General features: G+C 47.5%; 13 protein-coding genes and 1 pseudogene. 13 read left to right on the top strand and 1 reads right to left on the bottom strand.

Going from position 1 to position 18,506, the window contains the following annotated elements; genetic code table 11:
- Nucleotides 1–53 precede the first annotated feature (53 nt).
- From EPO18_RS04945 to EPO18_RS04890, 12 genes are all read left to right on the top strand, one after another.
- On the top strand, nt 54–218 hold the full coding sequence (locus EPO18_RS04945; RefSeq protein WP_292431334.1) for a hypothetical protein: 165 nt from the start codon (nt 54–56) through the stop codon (nt 216–218).
- Nucleotides 219–405: 187 nt separating this feature from the next.
- The gene (locus EPO18_RS04940; protein ID WP_292431332.1) at nt 406–2,880 is read left to right on the top strand and encodes an acyl-CoA dehydrogenase; all 2,475 of its coding nucleotides are present in this window, start codon (nt 406–408) and stop codon (nt 2,878–2,880) included.
- 826 nt (nt 2,881–3,706) lie between these two features.
- Entirely contained in the window at nt 3,707–5,620 is a 1,914-nt protein-coding gene (locus EPO18_RS04935) for an LTA synthase family protein (RefSeq protein WP_292431329.1), read from the top strand.
- Nucleotides 5,621–6,476: 856 nt separating this feature from the next.
- A complete protein-coding gene (gene asnB, locus EPO18_RS04930; RefSeq protein ID WP_292431326.1) occupies nt 6,477–8,447 on the top strand; it encodes an asparagine synthase (glutamine-hydrolyzing) in 1,971 nt (656 codons plus the stop codon).
- Between the two features lie 19 nt (nt 8,448–8,466).
- Complete coding sequence (locus EPO18_RS04925) at nt 8,467–8,724, top strand: acyl carrier protein (RefSeq protein ID WP_292431323.1); 258 nt, start codon at nt 8,467–8,469, stop codon at nt 8,722–8,724.
- 18 nt (nt 8,725–8,742) lie between these two features.
- Complete coding sequence (locus EPO18_RS04920) at nt 8,743–10,299, top strand: class I adenylate-forming enzyme family protein (RefSeq protein WP_292431320.1); 1,557 nt, start codon at nt 8,743–8,745, stop codon at nt 10,297–10,299.
- 27 nt (nt 10,300–10,326) lie between these two features.
- Nucleotides 10,327–11,361, top strand: a complete 1,035-nt coding sequence (nadE, locus tag EPO18_RS04915) for an NAD(+) synthase (protein WP_292431317.1) — start codon at nt 10,327–10,329, stop codon at nt 11,359–11,361.
- Between the two features lie 134 nt (nt 11,362–11,495).
- The gene (locus tag EPO18_RS04910) at nt 11,496–12,239 is read left to right on the top strand and encodes a hypothetical protein (RefSeq protein WP_292431315.1); all 744 of its coding nucleotides are present in this window, start codon (nt 11,496–11,498) and stop codon (nt 12,237–12,239) included.
- Nucleotides 12,236–13,126: a hypothetical protein gene (locus EPO18_RS04905; RefSeq protein WP_292431312.1), complete on the top strand. Its 891-nt coding sequence runs from the start codon at nt 12,236–12,238 to the stop codon at nt 13,124–13,126. The genes EPO18_RS04910 and EPO18_RS04905 overlap by 4 nt, the downstream gene beginning before the upstream one ends.
- Nucleotides 13,127–13,693, top strand: coding sequence for a serine O-acetyltransferase (locus EPO18_RS04900; RefSeq protein ID WP_292431309.1), 567 nt, complete (start codon nt 13,127–13,129; stop codon nt 13,691–13,693).
- Nucleotides 13,694–13,783: 90 nt separating this feature from the next.
- Nucleotides 13,784–13,927, top strand: coding sequence for a hypothetical protein (locus tag EPO18_RS04895; protein ID WP_292431306.1), 144 nt, complete (start codon nt 13,784–13,786; stop codon nt 13,925–13,927).
- Between the two features lie 1,581 nt (nt 13,928–15,508).
- The gene (locus EPO18_RS04890; RefSeq protein WP_292431304.1) at nt 15,509–17,071 is read left to right on the top strand and encodes a fibronectin type III domain-containing protein; all 1,563 of its coding nucleotides are present in this window, start codon (nt 15,509–15,511) and stop codon (nt 17,069–17,071) included.
- A 120-nt stretch (nt 17,072–17,191) separates the two neighbouring features.
- Here the strand turns inward: EPO18_RS04890 and EPO18_RS04885 are convergent, their stop codons facing one another.
- Nucleotides 17,192–17,524, bottom strand: a complete 333-nt coding sequence (locus EPO18_RS04885; protein WP_292431301.1) for a hypothetical protein — start codon at nt 17,522–17,524, stop codon at nt 17,192–17,194.
- A gap of 520 nt (nt 17,525–18,044) precedes the next feature.
- Between EPO18_RS04885 and EPO18_RS04880 the strand changes: the two are divergent.
- Nucleotides 18,045–18,506: pseudogene (locus EPO18_RS04880) on the top strand (hypothetical protein); the annotation flags it as partial.

Below are 18,506 nucleotides of genomic sequence, written 5' to 3'. Positions count from 1 at the left end.
CACGAAAAGCACGAAAGACACGAAAATATTCGTTCCCACGCTCCGGCGTGGAAATGCAGTGGAGACGTTCCAGCGTCGAGTGCGGCATGCTCAAGCGCTCATCGTTATACATTAAGTATCGGCGGGATGTCGTCATTCCGACAGTCCCTTACCTGGCGTTAGGCGAGAAACAGGCCGATATACAGACCTTCCAGGTTTTTAAAACCTGGAAGGTCTAACGTGCAACGTTACGCTAGTTCCCAAGCTCCAGCTTCCCGTCTCTCGAAGCTGGAGCTTGGGAACTAGCGTAAAGTGGTTGTCTAGTGAAACGGGACGCCGGAGCGTGGGAACGATGGTTTTAAATATTTTCGTGCTTTTCGTGTCTTTCGTGGACAAAAATGTAACAAGTGATTTAGGAGCATCCCCATGATCTGGTTAATCTCATTCCTCATTATCCTCGGCGTTCTGGCTTATATCAGAGCGTCTATCCATTTGACTACGCTGGTTGTGGCCGGATGGTTGGGGCTTTATTCTTTGACACTTGAGGAAGGCATTCTCGTATTCCTGCTTTGGGTTGTTTTCGACGCCGTTTTTATCCCGCTCAATTTTCCGGCTATCCGCAAACTATTATTCAGCCGCACGATTTTCAGGCTCATGAAACAAATGCTGCCACAAATGTCGCAAACCGAACGCGAAGCGCTGGAAGCAGGCAATACTTGGTGGGATGCGGAATTGTTCTCAGGCAATCCCGATTGGAAAGTATTGCTGGATTTGCCCGCCCCGAAACTGAACGCCGAAGAACAGGCCTTCATAGACGGCCCGGTAGAAACATTATGCAGCATGTTGGATGACTGGGACATTACCCGTAACCGCTTTGATTTGCCGGACGAAGTCTGGGATTTTATCAAGCGGCATAAATTCTGCGGCATGATCATACCCAAGCAATACGGTGGTTTGGAGTTTGGCGAGTATGCACACTCCGAAGTGGTGATGAAACTTTCCAGCCGCAGCACCACCGCGGCCGTTACGGTCATGGTGCCCAATTCCTTAGGTCCCGCCAAATTATTGCTGTTATACGGCACCGAGCAGCAAAAAAATCATTATCTGCCGCGTCTGGCAACAGGCGAGGAAATCCCAGCATTTGCATTAACCGGCCCTCATGCAGGCAGCGATGCCGGAGCGATGCCCGATACCGGCATCGTTTGCTACGGCAAATTCGAAGGCAAGGACAAAGTGCTGGGTATACGGCTTAACTGGGAAAAACGCTATATCACCTTAGGCCCGGTCGCCACGGTATTAGGTCTGGCATTCAAACTTTACGACCCGGACCATTTGATCGGCGACAACGAAAACATTGGCATTACCGTCGCGCTGATTCCGACAAATACCCAAGGCGTGTCGATAGGCAGACGCCACTTTCCGCTGGATTCAGCGTTCCAAAACGGCCCGAACTGGGGCAAAGACGTGTTTATCCCGATGGACTGGATTATCGGAGGCAAAGAGCAGGTCGGCAACGGCTGGAAAATGCTGATGCAATGTCTTGCTACCGGCCGGGCCGTGTCCTTGCCTGCGCTCAGCACCGGTGCGTCGAAAATGGTCAGCCGCAACTCCGGCGCCTATGCCCGTATTCGCAAGCAGTTCAACCTGCCGATAGGCGAGTTTGAAGGCATTGAAGAGCCGCTGTCGCGCATCGCCGGTCAAACCTATATTATCGATGCGGCGCGCAAAGTGACTGCCGCTGCTCTGGATGACGGGCAAAAACCGTCGGTCATTTCCGCGATCATCAAATACGAACTCACCGAAAGAATGCGCCGCGTCGTTAACGACGGTATGGACATACAAGGCGGTTCCGGTATTTGTCTGGGGCCTAAAAACTACCTCGGGCGCATGTACCAGGTGATTCCGGTCAGCATTACCGTCGAAGGCGCCAATATCCTGACTCGTACCATGATGATTTTCGGCCAGGGCGCGATACGTTGCCATCCTTGCATCCAGCGAGAAATGGAAGCTTTAGGCCAGGAGAATCCCTATTTGGCGTTACAGCAATTTGATGAAGTGCTGTTTGAGCATATCGGATTGGTGCTGCACAATCTGGCGGCAGGTTTTTGGCTGGGATTCAGTAACGCTCGTTTTGTCGATGTGCCGGGCGATCAAGATACCCAGCGATATTTCCGTCAGATTGCCAGGCTCAGCGTCGGCTTTGCGCTGGTCACAGATTTTGCATTGCTGACGTTGGGCGGCTCGCTGAAGCGCAAGGAAAGAATCTCAGGGCGTTTTGCCGATGTGTTGAGCAATCTTTATCTGTGTTCCTGCGTACTTAAAAACTACCAAGATCAGGGCAGTCCGCAAGATGACTTGCCGTTATTGCATTGGGCCTGTCAACAAACACTGCATTGTGCCCATCAATCTCTATTGGATATTTTTCATGCATTGCCTGAACATATCCCGGCTGTCGTATTAAGGGCTATTTTCCAGGCCTTGCCTAGGCGCACCTTGGTTTATCTGCTTAGGTTTTTCCTTTTCCCCAGCGGCAAACCCTACGCGCCGCCAGCCGATTATTTGGTTCACCAGACTGCGGCGCTACTGCTGAAAAATTCCGCTACTCGCGACCGCTTAACCCACGGCATTTACATCAACCATAAGCCCGATGACGTGACCGGCAGGATTGAAGTCGCTTTCCAGGCCGTGCTTGACGCGATGCCTGTAGAAGCCAAGATTCAAGCCGCACAAAAGCAAAAACAGCTTCCGAAAGGAGCGATCCTGGATGTGCTGGATGCGGGGATCAGCAAGGCCATTATCAGCAAAAAAGAAGCCGAGTTGATACTGACCGCCGAAAAGGCCCGATTTGCAGTTATTAGCGTGGATGATTTTAGTCCTGAGCAATTAGGCAACCCTAGATAATTATAACTATTCAGCGTGAAGCACAACCTCCCTCTCCGGCAGGATGACTTGCAATGCAGAGAAATGACTGGATCATTTCTCTGCATTGCCTGCACGGATGTAGGTAAGGGGCGTGAGCACGACTGCATGGACGCAGGAGGTAGAATCGCGTCTGGAACAGCGATCGAGAGCAATGCAGGAGCAGTTGCCGAGAGAGTAGGGTGGGGAGTCAAAAATCATTAGGCGTCTGCACTGACTCTGGTTCAATAAATCATATGTTCAGAAAGTGGCGAGGTACCTACTCATCAATTCGTCGATTCGAGAAGAAGCTGTATAAATTATGGTTGAAAAAACCAAAACTACAGGTTTATTTCAACCGTTAGTTATTTAGCCATCGCCTGCTGATGTTTATAATTGACTGGTTTATAAGCTTATAGTGGGATTCATCGTATTTGGCGTATAATTTGCTTTATAGTTTGTAGGTCTCTGTGGAATTTATCGTGGTTTTAATGCGATACATATTCACAAGTGCAAATTGAACCGTACAAGCTAGGAGTTGAACTGTCATGATGTTAGAAATCATCTTTGCAAGTATTTTTTGTATAGCCGTTTTTTATGCTTATGTTTTTCTTAAAAAAATAACGGCTGGCGAATAAGCTTATAAAAAAATGGTTAGCGTAAGTCATGCCGCTAAGCGCTAACAGTCTGCGAAATAAGGCTTGGCTTTTTTCAGCCACCTTTTCAACACTTTTCAGCACGGATTTGTTAAATCACGGCGTGTCTTCGCTGGTTTTGTGCTGATTTTTCACGTTAGTTTTATCGATGTCATTTTCCAGGAAGAAATTAAATGGGCGTAATAAACGCATTCTCTAGATCACGGTTTACTATTGTATTGCTGTTCTTATTGATTAATTTAGCCACTTTTGCAGTGCTCAGGGTGGCTTTGCTGATCAAACAATGGCTTGACATCGACTCGCCTTTTTACCAGATTATTTTTGCTTTCCTGATTGGGATAGTCCACGACTTGGCTTTTTTCAGTTATTTGTTGATTCCTTTTGTTTTGTATCTGCTAGTTCTGCCGAACCGTATTTATCAAAGCAAAATTCATAAAATAATAAGTTTCGGCGTATTTTTTATCTGTTTATACCTGCTGTTTTTTGTCGAGTTGTCGGAATGGACATTTTGGGATGAGTTCGGGGTCAGGTTTAATTTTATTGCCGTTGATTACCTGATTTACACCCATGAGGTGGTCAGCAATATCATTGAATCCTATCCGCTGGGTTGGCTGTTGTCGGGTATTTTAGTTATTACCGTGATTTGTTTTTTATTGGTAAGAAAAACGCTGTCGCGTACGTTTAAGGCTGAAGAATCGTTTTTATCCCGGCTGAAAATTAGCGGAGCTTTACTGTTGTTGCCGGTTATAAGCTACGCAGTTGTAGGCTCAACATGGTATCAGTTTTCAACCAATACTTATCTTAATGAACTGGCTGCCAACGGTCCTTATCAGTTCTTTTCGGCGTTTAGAAATAACGAACTGGATTACCGGCATTTTTACAAGGTAGGCGATGACCGGCAGCTATCCGCTGTTATCAAAAAACAACTGGGCGTTGAGGATGTCTCCGAGAGTTTATACAACATCAAACACATGATTAAACCGGCAGGCGAAGAAAAACGCCTGAACATTATTTTGATTACCGTCGAGAGCTTAAGCGCCGATTTTTTAGCGACCTTCGGCAGTAAAGAGAACATCACCCCGTATATGGATGAATGGTTTAAAGAAGGGCTATTGTTTACTAATTTCTACGCGACCGGCACCCGAACTATTAGGGGGCTTGAATCTTTAACTTTATCTATTCCGCCGACGCCCGGCCAAGCTATCGTCAAACGGCCAGATAACGGGCATTTATTCAGCTTGGGCCATGTATTGCAGCAAAAGGGCTACGATACCGCGTTTTTATATGGCGGCCGGGGCTATTTTGACAATATGAACGCGTTTTATTCCGGCAACGGTTACCGTATCGTCGATCAGACCGATTTTACCCAAGAGGAACTAACCTTTACCAATGCCTGGGGCGTTTCGGACGACATCATTTTTAACCGTACCTTAAAAGAAGCCGACAAGGATTTTCAGAACAATAAGCCGTTCTTTTTTCAGATCATGACCACCAGCAATCATCGTCCTTATACGTATCCCGACGGCAAGATTGATCTACCCTCAGGCAGTGGTCGGCAGGGCGCGGTCAAATATACCGATTTTGCGATACATCAATTTATTGAACAGGCCAAAACCAAGCCCTGGTTTGATAATACCGTATTTGTTGTAGTGGCAGACCACTGCGCCGGCAGTGCGCGCAAAACCGAGCTGCCCGTCGACAAATACCATATCCCGTTGTTTATCTATTCGCCGAAGCATGTACCGGCCATTAGAAATGACATCGTGTCCAGCCAGATTGATGTCGCTCCAACCGTGCTTGGGTTTTTAAACCTTAGCTATGAAAGCCAGTTTTATGGACGCGATATTATGCAGATGCATAAAGAGGAGGGTAGGGCATTAGTCAGCAATTACCAGAAATTGGGCTTGTTTAAGGACAATAAACTGGTGTATCTGTCGCCCCAACAGAAAGTCGATGTGATTGACGACCCTTTAGGAATACATAAGCAGTTGGATATGGATGCAGCCCTTCCGTTGGTAATGGAGAATATGGCCTATTACCAATCAGCGGATTATATTTGGTCGCATCGATTGAGCCGATATCAGTAACAACATTAAAGTACTTAACTGATGTTACGCACAGATAGTTTTTGCCCTGTTTGTCGCACTGCCTGGATGTAGAGCAAGGATGAGTTCAACTCGCGGCGCAGCGCGCCTTTAACTGCATTCCCACGCAGCGCGTGGGAACGAGCGGAAGGTTAGTGACGATAGCACGGATTGAATCCCGTATGCCGCGCCGAGTACCGGAGCTTTCATCGGGAACAGCCCGTAGGGGCGCTGCATGGATGCAGCGCGTTGCCGAAGGGCCAGGGATGGCCCTTCTGGCAACCCTCGGTGAAAGCGAGGAACGCAGGAAGCAAGCGGCAACCGGGTCGCCTTTTCTTTGGTTACTTTCTTTTGGCGACGCAAAAGAAAGTAACTCGCCTTCGGGGGCGAGACCCCGATTCAAATAACTGTCGCACTAGCGACTCCTTTGGCTAACTGTGTAACATCAGGTACTTAACTTCCGTTTCGCTAATTTCATATAACACACTCCGAAACGGAATCAGCTAAGCTTCCGCTGACGCTACAACTTGGTCAAAACGTCCAACCGCTAAGACTTGTCATACCCGCTTCACTGGCATTACGTTTCTTTATTTCCCCGCAGCAAAAAGCCACGACATTGGCATCGGTTTTTATTCGGTTTCGATGAAACTACCAGCAATACCCTAAGTGTTTCCACGAATATTTTTTCTCATCTGTCCTACTTATAATAATTTTAGGTTCTTTTAGGAACGGGATTTGCTAGCTCGTACATTTCACAATGAGCGACCAACAGTCATTTCTGCTCTTTATGATTTGTTTAAGTTATTCAAATCTCATTGTTTTGGACAACGCTTAACCAATCAGGTAGACAGGAATATACATGTGTGGAATTAACGGTATTGCAGCTCTTTCGCGGCAGACCAGCATTGATGAGAAAGATGTGAGCAGCATGCTCCCCCCTCTGCGCCACCGCGGCCCTGACGGTAGCGGTATCTATCTTGATCCTTGTCAACGCATCGGATTGGGCCATACCCGCCTCAGCATCATCGACCTTGCCGGAGGTGCTCAGCCAATGCACAATGAGGATCGGACTGTATGGGTCACATTCAACGGCGAAATATTCAATTACCTCGAGTTACGCAAGACTTTGCTCAAAGAGGGACACAGCTTTTATACCCAGAGCGATACCGAGGTTATCGTCCATGCCTACGAACAATATGGCGACGATTTTATACAACACCTGAACGGCCAATTTGCCATTGCACTTTGGGATAGCAATCGCCAACGTTTGCTGTTAGTACGTGATCGAGTCGGTATTTTACCGCTTTTCTATACGCGTCAAGGCGATAGATTGCTGTTCGCTTCGGAAATTAAGGCATTGTTACCCCAGCTATCGGAAGCGCCACGCATCTCTTCGGCTGCACTGGATCAGATATTCACTTTTTGGGCGCCACACAGCCCTAATACCCTATTTGAAGACATCTTCGAAATACCGCCCGGGCACATGCTGGTGCTGGAAAACGGCCGTTTGCGCGAGTCAATTTATTGGGATTGGCGCTTTCCCGAACAAGGCGATTATCATCAGGGCTCGGACGCCGACTTGGCCGAGCAGTTGTACGATCTGCTGGCCGATGCCACTTCCATTCGTTTGCGCGCGGATGTGCCGGTCGGAGCCTATCTCTCAGGTGGACTCGACTCTTCTGCGTTAGTAGCGCTAATACGCCGCCACTCAAACGCTCCGCTCAAGACATTTTCCATTGGCTTTGAAGAACAGTCTCTTGATGAATCAATCTTCCAACAGAAATTGATCGAACATCTTGACGTCGAAAACAGCCGGATATTTTGCCGTAACAGCGATATTGCCGAGAATTTTCCAGCCACGATTTTCCACACTGAAACAGCTATTCTACGCACTGCCCCCTCGCCTATGCGGCAGCTGTCCGGCTTGGTGCGCGCTTCAGGCTACAAGGTAGTTCTTACCGGGGAAGGCGCCGATGAAGCATTGGGCGGTTATGACTTATTTAAGGAAGCCAAGATTCGTCAATTCTGGGCTAAAAGTCCTCAGTCCGAATGGCGGCCTCTGTTGCTCAAGGTGCTGTATCCCTACCTGGAAACCCCCGGCACCCAAGCTAAAACTTACTTGCGCAACTATTACAGCATCGGTTTGGACAAACCTAATCAGCCGGGTTTCAGTCATCTTACCCGGTGGTTCACTACTTCCCAGTGCAAACTCTTTTTCTCGGAGGAACTCAACGCTACGTTGCGCGAGAATGCTGCCGATCGGCTGACCGAGCAATTGCCTGCTGCTTTCGACCGCTGGCATTCGTTCAACCGTGCACAATATTTGGAAGCTAAAACGCTGATGGGCAACTATTTATTATGTTCCCAGGGAGACCGTATGCTGATGGCCAATTCAGTAGAGGGGCGTTTCCCTTTCTTGGATCATCGTGTAATTGAGTTCGCCAATCGCTTGAATCCGCGTCTAAAAATGCGTGTTCTCAACGAAAAGTATCTATTTAAGCAAGCCATGAAAAATCAGTTACCTCGGCAAATTATTGAACGTCACAAACAGCCTTATCACGCCCCGGACATACCTGCTTTTTTTTCTGCACATCCGCCGGACTATGTAAATGATTTGCTAAGCGAAGAAAAAATTAAGCGCTACGGCTACTTCGACGCTCGAAAAGTCGGCTTCCTGCTTAAGAAGGCGAACCGCGGCAGTTCAATTGCTTACAAAGATAATATGGCGTTGGTGGGCGTTCTTTCCACACAGTTATGCCACTATTTTTTTATTGAACAATTTCCTCAAACTGCTCGCGAAACGGGCGCCCCTTATTCTTCTTTAACCTGACTAGATTACGGATTTGAATATGAAAAAAATTATTCGACAATACATTTTGGAAAGTCTCCTGTTCACCGAAGATGAATCAGCTTTACAAGATAGTGATTCCTTTCTTGACGGAGGCATTATAGATTCTACCGGGGTTATGGAAATCATACTTTTCATTGAAGAAACCTTTGGCATTAAAGTAAACGACGATGAAATGCTTCCGGTCAATCTGGATTCCGTAGACAATCTGGCTACTTTTATCATGCGCAAGCAATCTGTTGCTGTTGCCGCTGCCTAAAAAAGAAGCGTGACCGCGATGTCCCGACTATTGCAAGATACCTTGCTCACTACTGCCGCGCACTCTCCTGAGCATACCGCTTTGATTGCCGGTGGGGCGAGAATGAGTTACCGCGAGGTAACTGATTACGCTCTCCGCCTCGCCCATGTCTTGCGCAGATGCGGCGTGCGCCGTGGTGACCGTGTAGCAATTTTCAAGGACAACACTTGGCAATGCGCTTCGTCAATCTACGGTGTGCTGTTGGCTGGAGGCGTATTCGTCAACATTAATATCCAAACCAAGGAGGATAAGCTGGCGTTTATCCTGCGCGATTCGGACGCCCGGGTATTGCTCAGCGAAGCGCATTTCGCACATATCTTCGGCCCGGTGGCAAAGCAGTTGCCGGCGCTACGAGTATTGTGTGCATCCGAGTCCAAAGCATTGCCGATGGGAGTTGAAAATCTGGACGATGCTATGGCCGACATGCCGGCCACACTGCCGCCACAGCCGGCAATCGCATCGGATTTGGCCGCGCTAATCTATACTTCCGCCACTACCGGCTTCCCCAAGGGGGTGATGCATTCTCACCAGTCGCTGTTGTTTGTGTTAGACAGTATCAATGAGTATCTGGGTTTTACACCCGATGACCGCCTGCTTTCTACTTTACCGCTCAATTTCGGCTATGGCCTTTTTCAGTGGTTTTCTGCGGTGCGCGCCGGAGCAACCCTAGTTTTGGAACGCTCGTTTACTTATCCGGCGCAGGTGTTCAAGCGCATGAATGACGAGGCAGTAACCAGTTTCGCCGGCGTACCTACAATATTTGCCATGATGCTTGCACTGGATGCCAAACAACCGCTGCTCTTCCCTAGCGTACAGCGACTTACCAACGCCGCAGCGGCACTGCCCGTGGAATTTATTCGCGGTATCCTGAGGATGTTCCCTAACGCTGGTTTATACAAGATGTACGGACAGACCGAATGCATCCGTAGCGCCTATCTGAATCCTGCCTTAGCCGGGATCAAACCGGAATCGGTAGGACGCGCCATACCCGGTACCGAACTACTGTTGCTGGATGAAGACGGCCAGCCGGTGCCGCCGGGCAAAGTTGCTAATTTATATGTGCGTGGTCCGCACCTGATGCAGGGCTACTGGAATCTTCCGGAAAAGACCGCCGAAGTGTTGGTGCCCGGTCTACTGCCAGGCGAGTTGCTGTTAAAAAGCGGCGATCTCTTCCGGCGCGACGCAGATGGTGATTTATATTTCGTCGCGCGCAGCGACGAGATCATCAAAAGCCGTGGAGAAAAAGTCAGCCCCGCAGAGGTTGAAAATGCAATTTACGGTCTTCCTGCTGTACAGGAAGTGGTAGTAGCCGGTATCGCCGACCCCTTACTCGGTGAAGCGGTGTGCGCCTTTGTTGTTACGCGCGAAGGCGAAGAACTGAATGCACAACAAATTAAGCATATTTGTAACGAGCGGTTGGAAAACTATATGGTGCCTAAACACGTCCTGTTGTTGCCGGAATTGCCACGCACAGCCAACGGCAAGTTGTCCCGCAAGCTGATTATGGAACAGTACGCGCGTTACTTGCCGAATTAGAATAATTTATTATTAAGGAGTTTACCTATGCCTACAAGTCTTAATACCGCGCTAAAAAGCGTGCCCATAAACCTTAACGCAATGCTTAAGCTGGATGAAGCCGCCGAAATCGCTCGAATTACCGAGCGCCTGCGTGAGCTGTTACGCAGCCACCTGCATCGCCGTGGACTTATCGTCGCAATTTCAGGCGGTGTAGACAGCGCTGTCTGTGCTGCATTGGCCGTACGCGCGGTCGGGTGCGAGCGTGTTTTTGGTTTGCTATTGCCTGAGCGCGATTCCGCCTCCGAAAGCTCTATCCGCGGTCGCATGGTGGCAAAACAACTCGGCATCGCTTACGAGGAGTTCGATATCGCACCTGTATTGGAATCCTTATGGTGCTATCACTGGCGCGACGAGGCCATTCGTGCTGTTTTTCCGAGTTACACTTCAGAATGGAAAAACAAAATCGTTATCTCCGGTGGCCAGGCAGGAACTTTCAATTATTTCAAACTGGTGGTGCAATCGCCGGATGGGAAAGTATTCGAGGAAAGACTAGACTCGAAGAATTATCTGCAAATCGTCGCCGCGACCAATTTCAAACAACGGGTGCGCAAAACCACTGAATACTTTCATGCCGATCGTTTGCACTATGCAGTCGTCGGTACGCCCAACCGTTTAGAGTACGATCAAGGTTTTTTTGTGAAAAACGGCGATGGCTCGGCCGATGTAAAGCCCATCGCGCATTTATATAAAACGCAAGTCTATGCTTTGGCGCGTTATATGGAGCTTCCCGAGGATATTTGTAATGCTCCGCCCACCACCGATACCTACAGCATGACACAAGGACAAGACGAATTCTATTTTGCACTACCTTACGACAAAATGGATATTGCTTTACTAGCTTACAACAACGGTAAACCAGCCTCTCAGTTAGCGGAGGAGTTAGGTGTTGATCTTGCTCAAGCGGAGTTTATTTACAATGACATCGAAGCCAAGCGTAAAACCACTGCTATGCTGCACTGGCCTGCGATTCCAATTGAGACAGTGATTGGCCCGAAAACTAAACCACCGAAACTTGGCTGAAAGTAAACCTTTGCATAACATCAAACGGAGACAAGAGTATGACGATAGCGAATATACCTAGAAGGTGGCTACTGGTTGTGATGACAATGCTGGTAATACCGGGGTGCAATCAATCCAAACAAGGGGAAGTATCAATGGCAACAACGCAAATTAGCATGCCGGAATGGCAAGCATTGAAGCAGAAACGAGTGGTTTTCGGTCACCAGTCGGTGGGTGAGAATATCCTTGCCGGCATAGAGCGAGTAGCCGCTCAGGACGATATCAAGATCGATATTCATGAACAACGGTCAGCATCTGATGGCAAGGGCATCAGGCATTTTTTCATCGGCAAGAACGGCGACCCGATATCCAAGATTCGGGACTTTGCAGCCTCTATTGATGCCGGCGCCGCTCAAGGGGGAGACATAGCCTTAATGAAGCTATGCTATGCCGATTTTAATGCCGATACTGATGCTCGGCAGGTCGCAAAAGAGTACATCGCCAATCTCGAATCCTTGGCTCAGAGGCATCCTGACATAAGCTTCGTAGCGGTAACCGCACCGTTGACAGTGGTACAAACCGGGCCAAAGGCCTGGATCAAACAACTTATAGGCAAGCAGCCCAGTGGATATTTAGATAATGTCAAACGTACGGAGTTTAATACGCTGCTTCGCGAGCAATACGGTTCGACAGGCCGCTTGTTTGATCTGGCTAAGGCCGAGACTGAATCGACCGGCAAATACTGCCGGGCGGATGTTAATGGGCAAACGGTCGAGGAATTGTGTCCCGAACTTACAAATGATGGCGGCCACCTCAACGAGCGAGGACAGGAGTTGGTAGCCGGCAACTTTCTGAGCTTTGTCAGTTCTCTTGCTACTAAGCAGATGGTAACAAGATGAACAAGATAGCGCAGGAGATTGACGTTGCCCATTTACCTGAACAACTGCAGGTAGGTGTACTTGCCCATTTACCTGAGCAAGTGCAGGCCGGTATAGATAGTCATCATCTTCCTGAGAATTATCAATCATCCAGTTGGCCAATAGATATGCCCAGTACGGATACTGATTACGGCTTTTATCCCACGCCTATTATTGCTCCTTCAAGAGAGGGGCGTGTCGAGAGCTTTCAAAAAAGCGCAAGCCGTGACCCTCCTCAGATTAGTAAGGTGAGCAGGGATATCGAAATTGTCCATCGGCGGCGCTGGCAAGGCCGGCCCGTGAGTTTGGCTTCATGTTCATGGTTGTTGGCAACATCCCCCGGTTTGCGATTGATGCTGATGCATCGCATCACTCACTGGTCGTATTTAATGCGCAAGAATGGCGGTTGGCGCGCGTGGCTCAGCCACGTCATGGTCATTCCCCTGGTTCCGCTTAAGTTAGCAATTAAGATCAGTAGCAAAAGCGATGTTCGCCATAACATTGAAATTGAAGGCGGCGTTTGTTTTTCCGATCAGGGATATATTGTTTTCGGAGCCAAAAAAACAGGCTCCGGCACAGTAGTTGGCACACGAGTGACCATCGGGGTGAGCCATATTAATAATGACTGCCCGGAAATTGGGCGCAATGTTTGGATTGGTTCGGATTGTGTGATTTACGGTGCTATCAGAATCGGCGATGGCGCCACGCTACTGCCGGGTACCGTGCTTGCCAAAAGCATCCCTGCCGGCGTTGTAATTCAGGGTAACCCCGCACGGGTAGTGTTGCGGAATTTTGATAATTCCGAGCTACGGGAACGCCAGGACGTGAATGCCATACAGTATGTAAACGCAAAACGGGCAGGAGGATAAATGTTCGAGAACGTTCGGGCAGACACGATGCGATGTATTCATCGGAGCGGGCTCGTCCATGCAATTGATATCCTGCGTTTGCTATGGGCAAGTGAAGGATTTCAGGTGCTGTTGATATACCGCTTTGGGCGTTGGTTAGGGCGCGTGCGCAAATACAGCTTCGGCTGGCTCATTGTTATTCCTCTTTATCCGGTTTACTGGATGTTGTCTGTTTGTGCACGCAAGGCCTATGATATCCATCTGGATCAAAGTGCGGATATTGCTGCCGGTTTCTATATCCATCACTTCGGGGGAATTGAGGTAAGAAATTGCCGTATTGGGTCTTGTTGCACTATTTATCAGCAGGTCAAGTTGGGGCCGGCTGAAGGTGCGGATAGGGGACCAGTGATTGGCAACGGGGTATTTATTAGTGCCCATACTCAGATATACGCAGATGTTAGGGTAGAGGATGGCGCCACCATTGGCGCTGGCACAGTAATTACTGAGGATATTCCTAATAACTGCTTGGTGCTCGGCAATCCGAGCCGTATTGTCCAACGGAATTACGATAATAGTAAATTTTTGTAAGGCTTCCTCTGCTATCTTGATTTCTAATTCACACACATATTAGGCTTAAGGTATTTAACCCGTCGAATATGGTCTAACAATTCTTGAAAGATGGCAAAGGCTTTAGCGCCGTTTTTAAGTTACGGCGCTTTGTTGCAATGTCCGGTTTCCGGTGCTTCGGAGGAAACAGACGGTGCGGTAAACGATATGGGCGATGACCTAACGATAAGAATGGCAAACAGTGCTCTTGTTTGACGCCATTGACCGTTTTGCTGTGGGGTCGCTTATATTCCAATAGTCAATAAGAAAAATTTTCCTATAAGCTGCAAGTTTGCCAAACCTTAGTTACGATGGTTTTTGTGTTTGGAGAGAGCATCATTTAATAAGCTTATGGCTTGTTTGAAGAAGAACTTTTCAGTCTTTGCCCGTGGTTTCGCATATATCCTCGTTCGTGCTACGCGTATATTTAAACGCTATCTGAAACCCGGCTTTCAGGCTCGGCCAAACGCGGCTTTGAATTCAGATAATCAATTATCCTAGAAAAATCAGTTAGCCACGGATTTACACAGATAAACGCCGATACTACATTGAGTTATGCAAGACTAAGCGGTTCACCCAACGGGTGCCGAAAAAAACTCATGTAACCCATTGTTCACCTGTGTAAATCCGTGGCTCTACTGCTCTTTTCAGGATCATCAAACAGGCTGAATGCCTGCCCTCATAGTATTTTCCTAAACTAACTTGCATCGGATGCATCCATAATCTTGATCTCAACATTCACCGGATTGCATATTCGCATTCGCTTCAAGAGCTTGATGTCAAAAATAAAATTTTTGCGTTTTGTCTCACGCACTCAAAACATGCGCCTCTTTTACAGCAGGTTACCATCTTAGTTTACTACCAGTAACTACCTGAAAAATTGGAATTCATCACCCAGCGTTCCTTAAAAGAGTTGGGAGTGAAACCTGCAATCAAGTGTAAATATTTTGCCCGAATTCAACCTTGTTGATGAGTAAGCCGATGAGGGCTTCATTCTGACTTCCCGTTCATCCCCTCGCCCCCGATTCAGCTAATCAAAGGTTGATTTGTATGAGGCTGCCAGCCTTTTAACGTACAAATCACAGTTCAATATTGGGTCCGTGGTCGCAGCGGATGCCGCAACCGTTGATAGCCATGTCCAAGCAGCACAGCGTTTTGATATCCGGTTCATAGACGGTGTTTTATCGTTAAGCTAATGATTTTAATAATATTTTACATGCTGCTCTGAAAGAGAATGAATAGCTTTCGAATAAGTAGAATTACGTACGTAAAAATACTTAAGTAAAAGTACGTAAATTTAAGCAAACATTAATATTCCACCCATACACTTTGCTCCGAATTGTATAGAAATGATTTCGATATATTGGGTAAGAAGAGATCCGCGATTTTTGCAAACTTTTTCCTAATGTATAAATAAATTCATAAAGGTCTTCACATTTTTTGTGATTTTTCCACACTCCGGTTTAAGCGGATTTTTTGGAAATCCTATTGCAGACTGAAATGGAAGGTACTGCATGATTTATGGTTATTTTCTATATGATTCAATGAGATATAAAAAAAAGACATTGAGTGTCTTATAAATTATTGATTATGTGTAATAGAGGTAATATTGTGAACAAATCTAGCAAATTGATGTTTTTGCTTACGGCCTTAACCTGCTTTTCAACAGCTGGCCCTAGCTTTTCCCGGAAGTTCAGATCATATATAAATGGTATGGTTTGGGCTTATAATCTATTTCAACAGGAGTTCGTCCGACGTACGTTGTACAGTGTGTTATTAATGATAGGTGGAATAGGTGTGGCTTCATCCGCCCTACCGATGCCTGGTTCCCAGATGAGTTATCCAGGGGCCAGCACAACCAGTCCATTTATTGCAAAAGAGCCTTATGTGATCAATATCCAAGGAAAATCGGTCACAATTCCATTGTGGGGCGTACCTCGCAAAAATGACTTCAGCGGTAACGTCCCTTTTGTCAATCCAACCACGGGCAAGGCCGACCCCGGCCAGATGGTGGCGTGGGATCCGGTTTTTGCCAGATCGTTCACGCCCTATCTATCCGGCGATTACAATCTTAATGGCAATCAGATAACTAATAAAGGATTCCCTGGAAGGGTCGATAAGCAGACTATAAACGGTATCCCTACCACGATGACCCGGTATAACGCGGGCAATGGTACCAGTATTGGCTGCCCCAGAACCCAGCTTAATGCGTATGCGATTCCGCCGCGTACCCATGTCCGTTGGCAATTTGAGGTTGCTTTTGGTAACCCCGATGGCCGGAATGACTGGAATTTGACGCCGTCCGGAACAAGCCCCGCGCTCTTCTGGCAAATACACAGTACGAACCAGCACAATCCGCCGTTGGCAGCGAACGTCGATACCGATTCCAGCGATCCCTCCAAGTTGATGATCACTTTTATGCAAAGAACCGGAGGAGCGACCAGTCCGGTGTCAATAGGGAGGATTAAAGGAATTCCCAGACATAAAACGATACCCATCGTTATCGATGCATTCCTGGATGAACGGTCGAATTCAAACGGGGGCAAGGGTCTTTTGCAAATTTATGTCAATAACGCGCTAGCCATAGAGAAAGCAGGGCCTACCCTGGCAGCGGGGCCGAACCCTCATTGGTGGACCTTCGGTGTGTATTTATGGAATCAAAAGTCAGCGTACAACCAAACGCGTGCTGCATTTTGGAAAACAGCCAAGATGATTGTGTTCCCAGTAGGTGCGGCTAATACGCCAATTGGTATCACCCCTACTACGCCAACTACCCCAACTACGCCACCTACGACGGCTGATACAACTGCGCCATCGGTTCCTGGAAATCTTGCGGCAACTTCCGACTCGTCAAAAGTCAATCTGACGTGGAGTGCTTCAACTGATAATGTGGGTGTTGCCGGTTACAATATTTACCGTGACGGCACAAAAATCGGCACGAGCGCTACGACCAGCTATACCGATACTTCTGCTGTAGGAGGCACTGCTTCAGGAGGAGCAATATACAACTATACGGTCAAAGCTTACGATGCAGCCGGTAATATATCAGCATCAAGTAACACCGTTAAAGTTGATAGGGCAAGTGCAATCAGCATAACTTCTAAATGGGTAAGCGGTATAAAGGCTACCGAAGCTTATGTTAACTGGACTACCAATGTTCCTTCCAGCGGTGTGGTCTATTACGGAACCAGTGCCACTAGCATGAATTCGTCCGTTACTTTTAGCAATTTATCGACTAATCATGCGGTGAGACTGGCCGGACTGGCTCGAGGAACTACGTATTATTACAAAATCGTTACCAAAAATAGCGGAGGCGCTATCTATAACTCTTTTGTTGCCAGCTTCCGTACATTATGGTGATAGGAGAAAAACGTATTTAAATTTAATGTTCAAGAATGATACGGATAGTGTTAGCTAAGAAGAGTGCAATGATGGTCTGTTTCCACTCTTCTGGCCATTAAGTTGAAAAAGTTGTAATAATCAACTGTACAATTGAACGCAGAGCTTAAGTACTGAGGGATGCAGGACATTCGAGCTGTTGCGTAATTCTTCCGCTTGTCTTGGGCAGGGATGCTCAAGACAAATTTTCGCAACCATCGGCTCTTTGGTCGCCAATGATATACCCGCCAGCAGGGCATTAAACATCCCTTCTTCCTCATGGTTCAATCCGGCTAATCCAGGGTTGAATTGCATGAGCCACCGGCCTTTTTCTAATGTACCGATCATGGTATCCTTATAAAGTCTCCGTACTTTTGCGACGGCCATATCCAGCAAAGAAGCATTTTGTACCCGGCTCATAGGCGTTTTGGGCATGAAACTTTAGCTTAGGCATTCTCGGGAGCGTCAGTCATCACGATAACGCTGTACCGTTTACGTTAGATCCCACATTTATAATAAGGTCGCCTCGTTAGGTAGGTGATTTTTTTAAGGCCTTCGCATTTTTTGTGATTTTTCCACACTCCGGTTTAAGCGGATTCTTTGGAAAGCCTATTGCAGGCTGAAATGGAAGGCACGGCATGATTTATTGTTATTTTCTATATAATTCAATTAGATAAAGAGACATTGAGTGTCTTGTAAATTATTGATTATGTGTAATAGAGGTAATATTATGAATAAATCCGGCAAATTGGTGTTTTTGCTTACGGCCTTAACCAGCTTTTCAACAGCGGGCCCTAGCTTTTCCCGGAAACTCCGACCCTATATAAACGATATGGTTGGGGCTTATAAGTTATTTCAACAGGAGTTCGTCCGGCATACGTTTTACAGTGTGTTATTTCTGGTAGGCGGAATAGGGGTAGTTTCATGTAGCCCTATAACGATGCCTGGCTCCCAGATGAATTATCCGGGCGCCAGCACAACCAGTCCATTTATTGCAAAAGAACCTTACGTGGTGAATATTCAGAATAAATTCATTACGATCCCATTGTGGGGCGTACCCCGAAGAAATGATTTCAGCGGTAACGTCCCTTTTGTCAATCCAACCACGGGCGAGCCCGACCCCGGCCAGATGGTGGGGTGGGATCCGGTTTTTGCCAGATCGTTCACGCCCCCCCTTTCCGGCGATTACAATCTTGATGGCAATCAGATAACTAATGCCGGATTCCCCGGAAGGGTTGCTAAGCAGACTATAAACGGTATCCCTACCACGATGACCCGGTATAACGCGGGCGATGGCACCAGTATTGGCCATCCCAGATCCCAGCTTAATGCGTATGCGATTCCGCCGCGCACCCATGTCCGCTGGGAGCTTGAGGTTGCTTTTGGTAACCCCGATGGCCGGAATGACTGGACTTTG

Origin of the sequence: Methylobacter sp., from assembly GCF_004322395.1 — a bacterium.
GTDB lineage: Bacteria > Pseudomonadota > Gammaproteobacteria > Methylococcales > Methylomonadaceae > Methylobacter_A.
The sequence above is the reverse complement of the archived record's forward strand: the minus strand, read 5'-3'. Positions and strand labels throughout refer to the sequence as shown.

Excerpts from the sequence above, each read along its gene's own strand:
- EPO18_RS04945 (WP_292431334.1), top strand. The coding sequence starts at position 54 with ATGCAGTGGAGACGTTCCAGCGTCGAGTGCGGCATGCTCAAGCGCTCA.
- EPO18_RS04940 (WP_292431332.1), top strand. The coding sequence starts at position 406 with ATGATCTGGTTAATCTCATTCCTCATTATCCTCGGCGTTCTGGCTTAT.
- EPO18_RS04935 (WP_292431329.1), top strand. The coding sequence starts at position 3,707 with ATGGGCGTAATAAACGCATTCTCTAGATCACGGTTTACTATTGTATTG.
- asnB (WP_292431326.1), top strand. The coding sequence starts at position 6,477 with ATGTGTGGAATTAACGGTATTGCAGCTCTTTCGCGGCAGACCAGCATT.
- EPO18_RS04925 (WP_292431323.1), top strand. The coding sequence starts at position 8,467 with ATGAAAAAAATTATTCGACAATACATTTTGGAAAGTCTCCTGTTCACC.
- EPO18_RS04920 (WP_292431320.1), top strand. The coding sequence starts at position 8,743 with ATGTCCCGACTATTGCAAGATACCTTGCTCACTACTGCCGCGCACTCT.
- nadE (WP_292431317.1), top strand. The coding sequence starts at position 10,327 with ATGCCTACAAGTCTTAATACCGCGCTAAAAAGCGTGCCCATAAACCTT.
- EPO18_RS04910 (WP_292431315.1), top strand. The coding sequence starts at position 11,496 with ATGGCAACAACGCAAATTAGCATGCCGGAATGGCAAGCATTGAAGCAG.
- EPO18_RS04905 (WP_292431312.1), top strand. The coding sequence starts at position 12,236 with ATGAACAAGATAGCGCAGGAGATTGACGTTGCCCATTTACCTGAACAA.
- EPO18_RS04900 (WP_292431309.1), top strand. The coding sequence starts at position 13,127 with ATGTTCGAGAACGTTCGGGCAGACACGATGCGATGTATTCATCGGAGC.
- EPO18_RS04895 (WP_292431306.1), top strand. The coding sequence starts at position 13,784 with ATGGCAAAGGCTTTAGCGCCGTTTTTAAGTTACGGCGCTTTGTTGCAA.
- EPO18_RS04885 (WP_292431301.1), bottom strand. The coding sequence starts at position 17,524 with ATGCCCAAAACGCCTATGAGCCGGGTACAAAATGCTTCTTTGCTGGAT.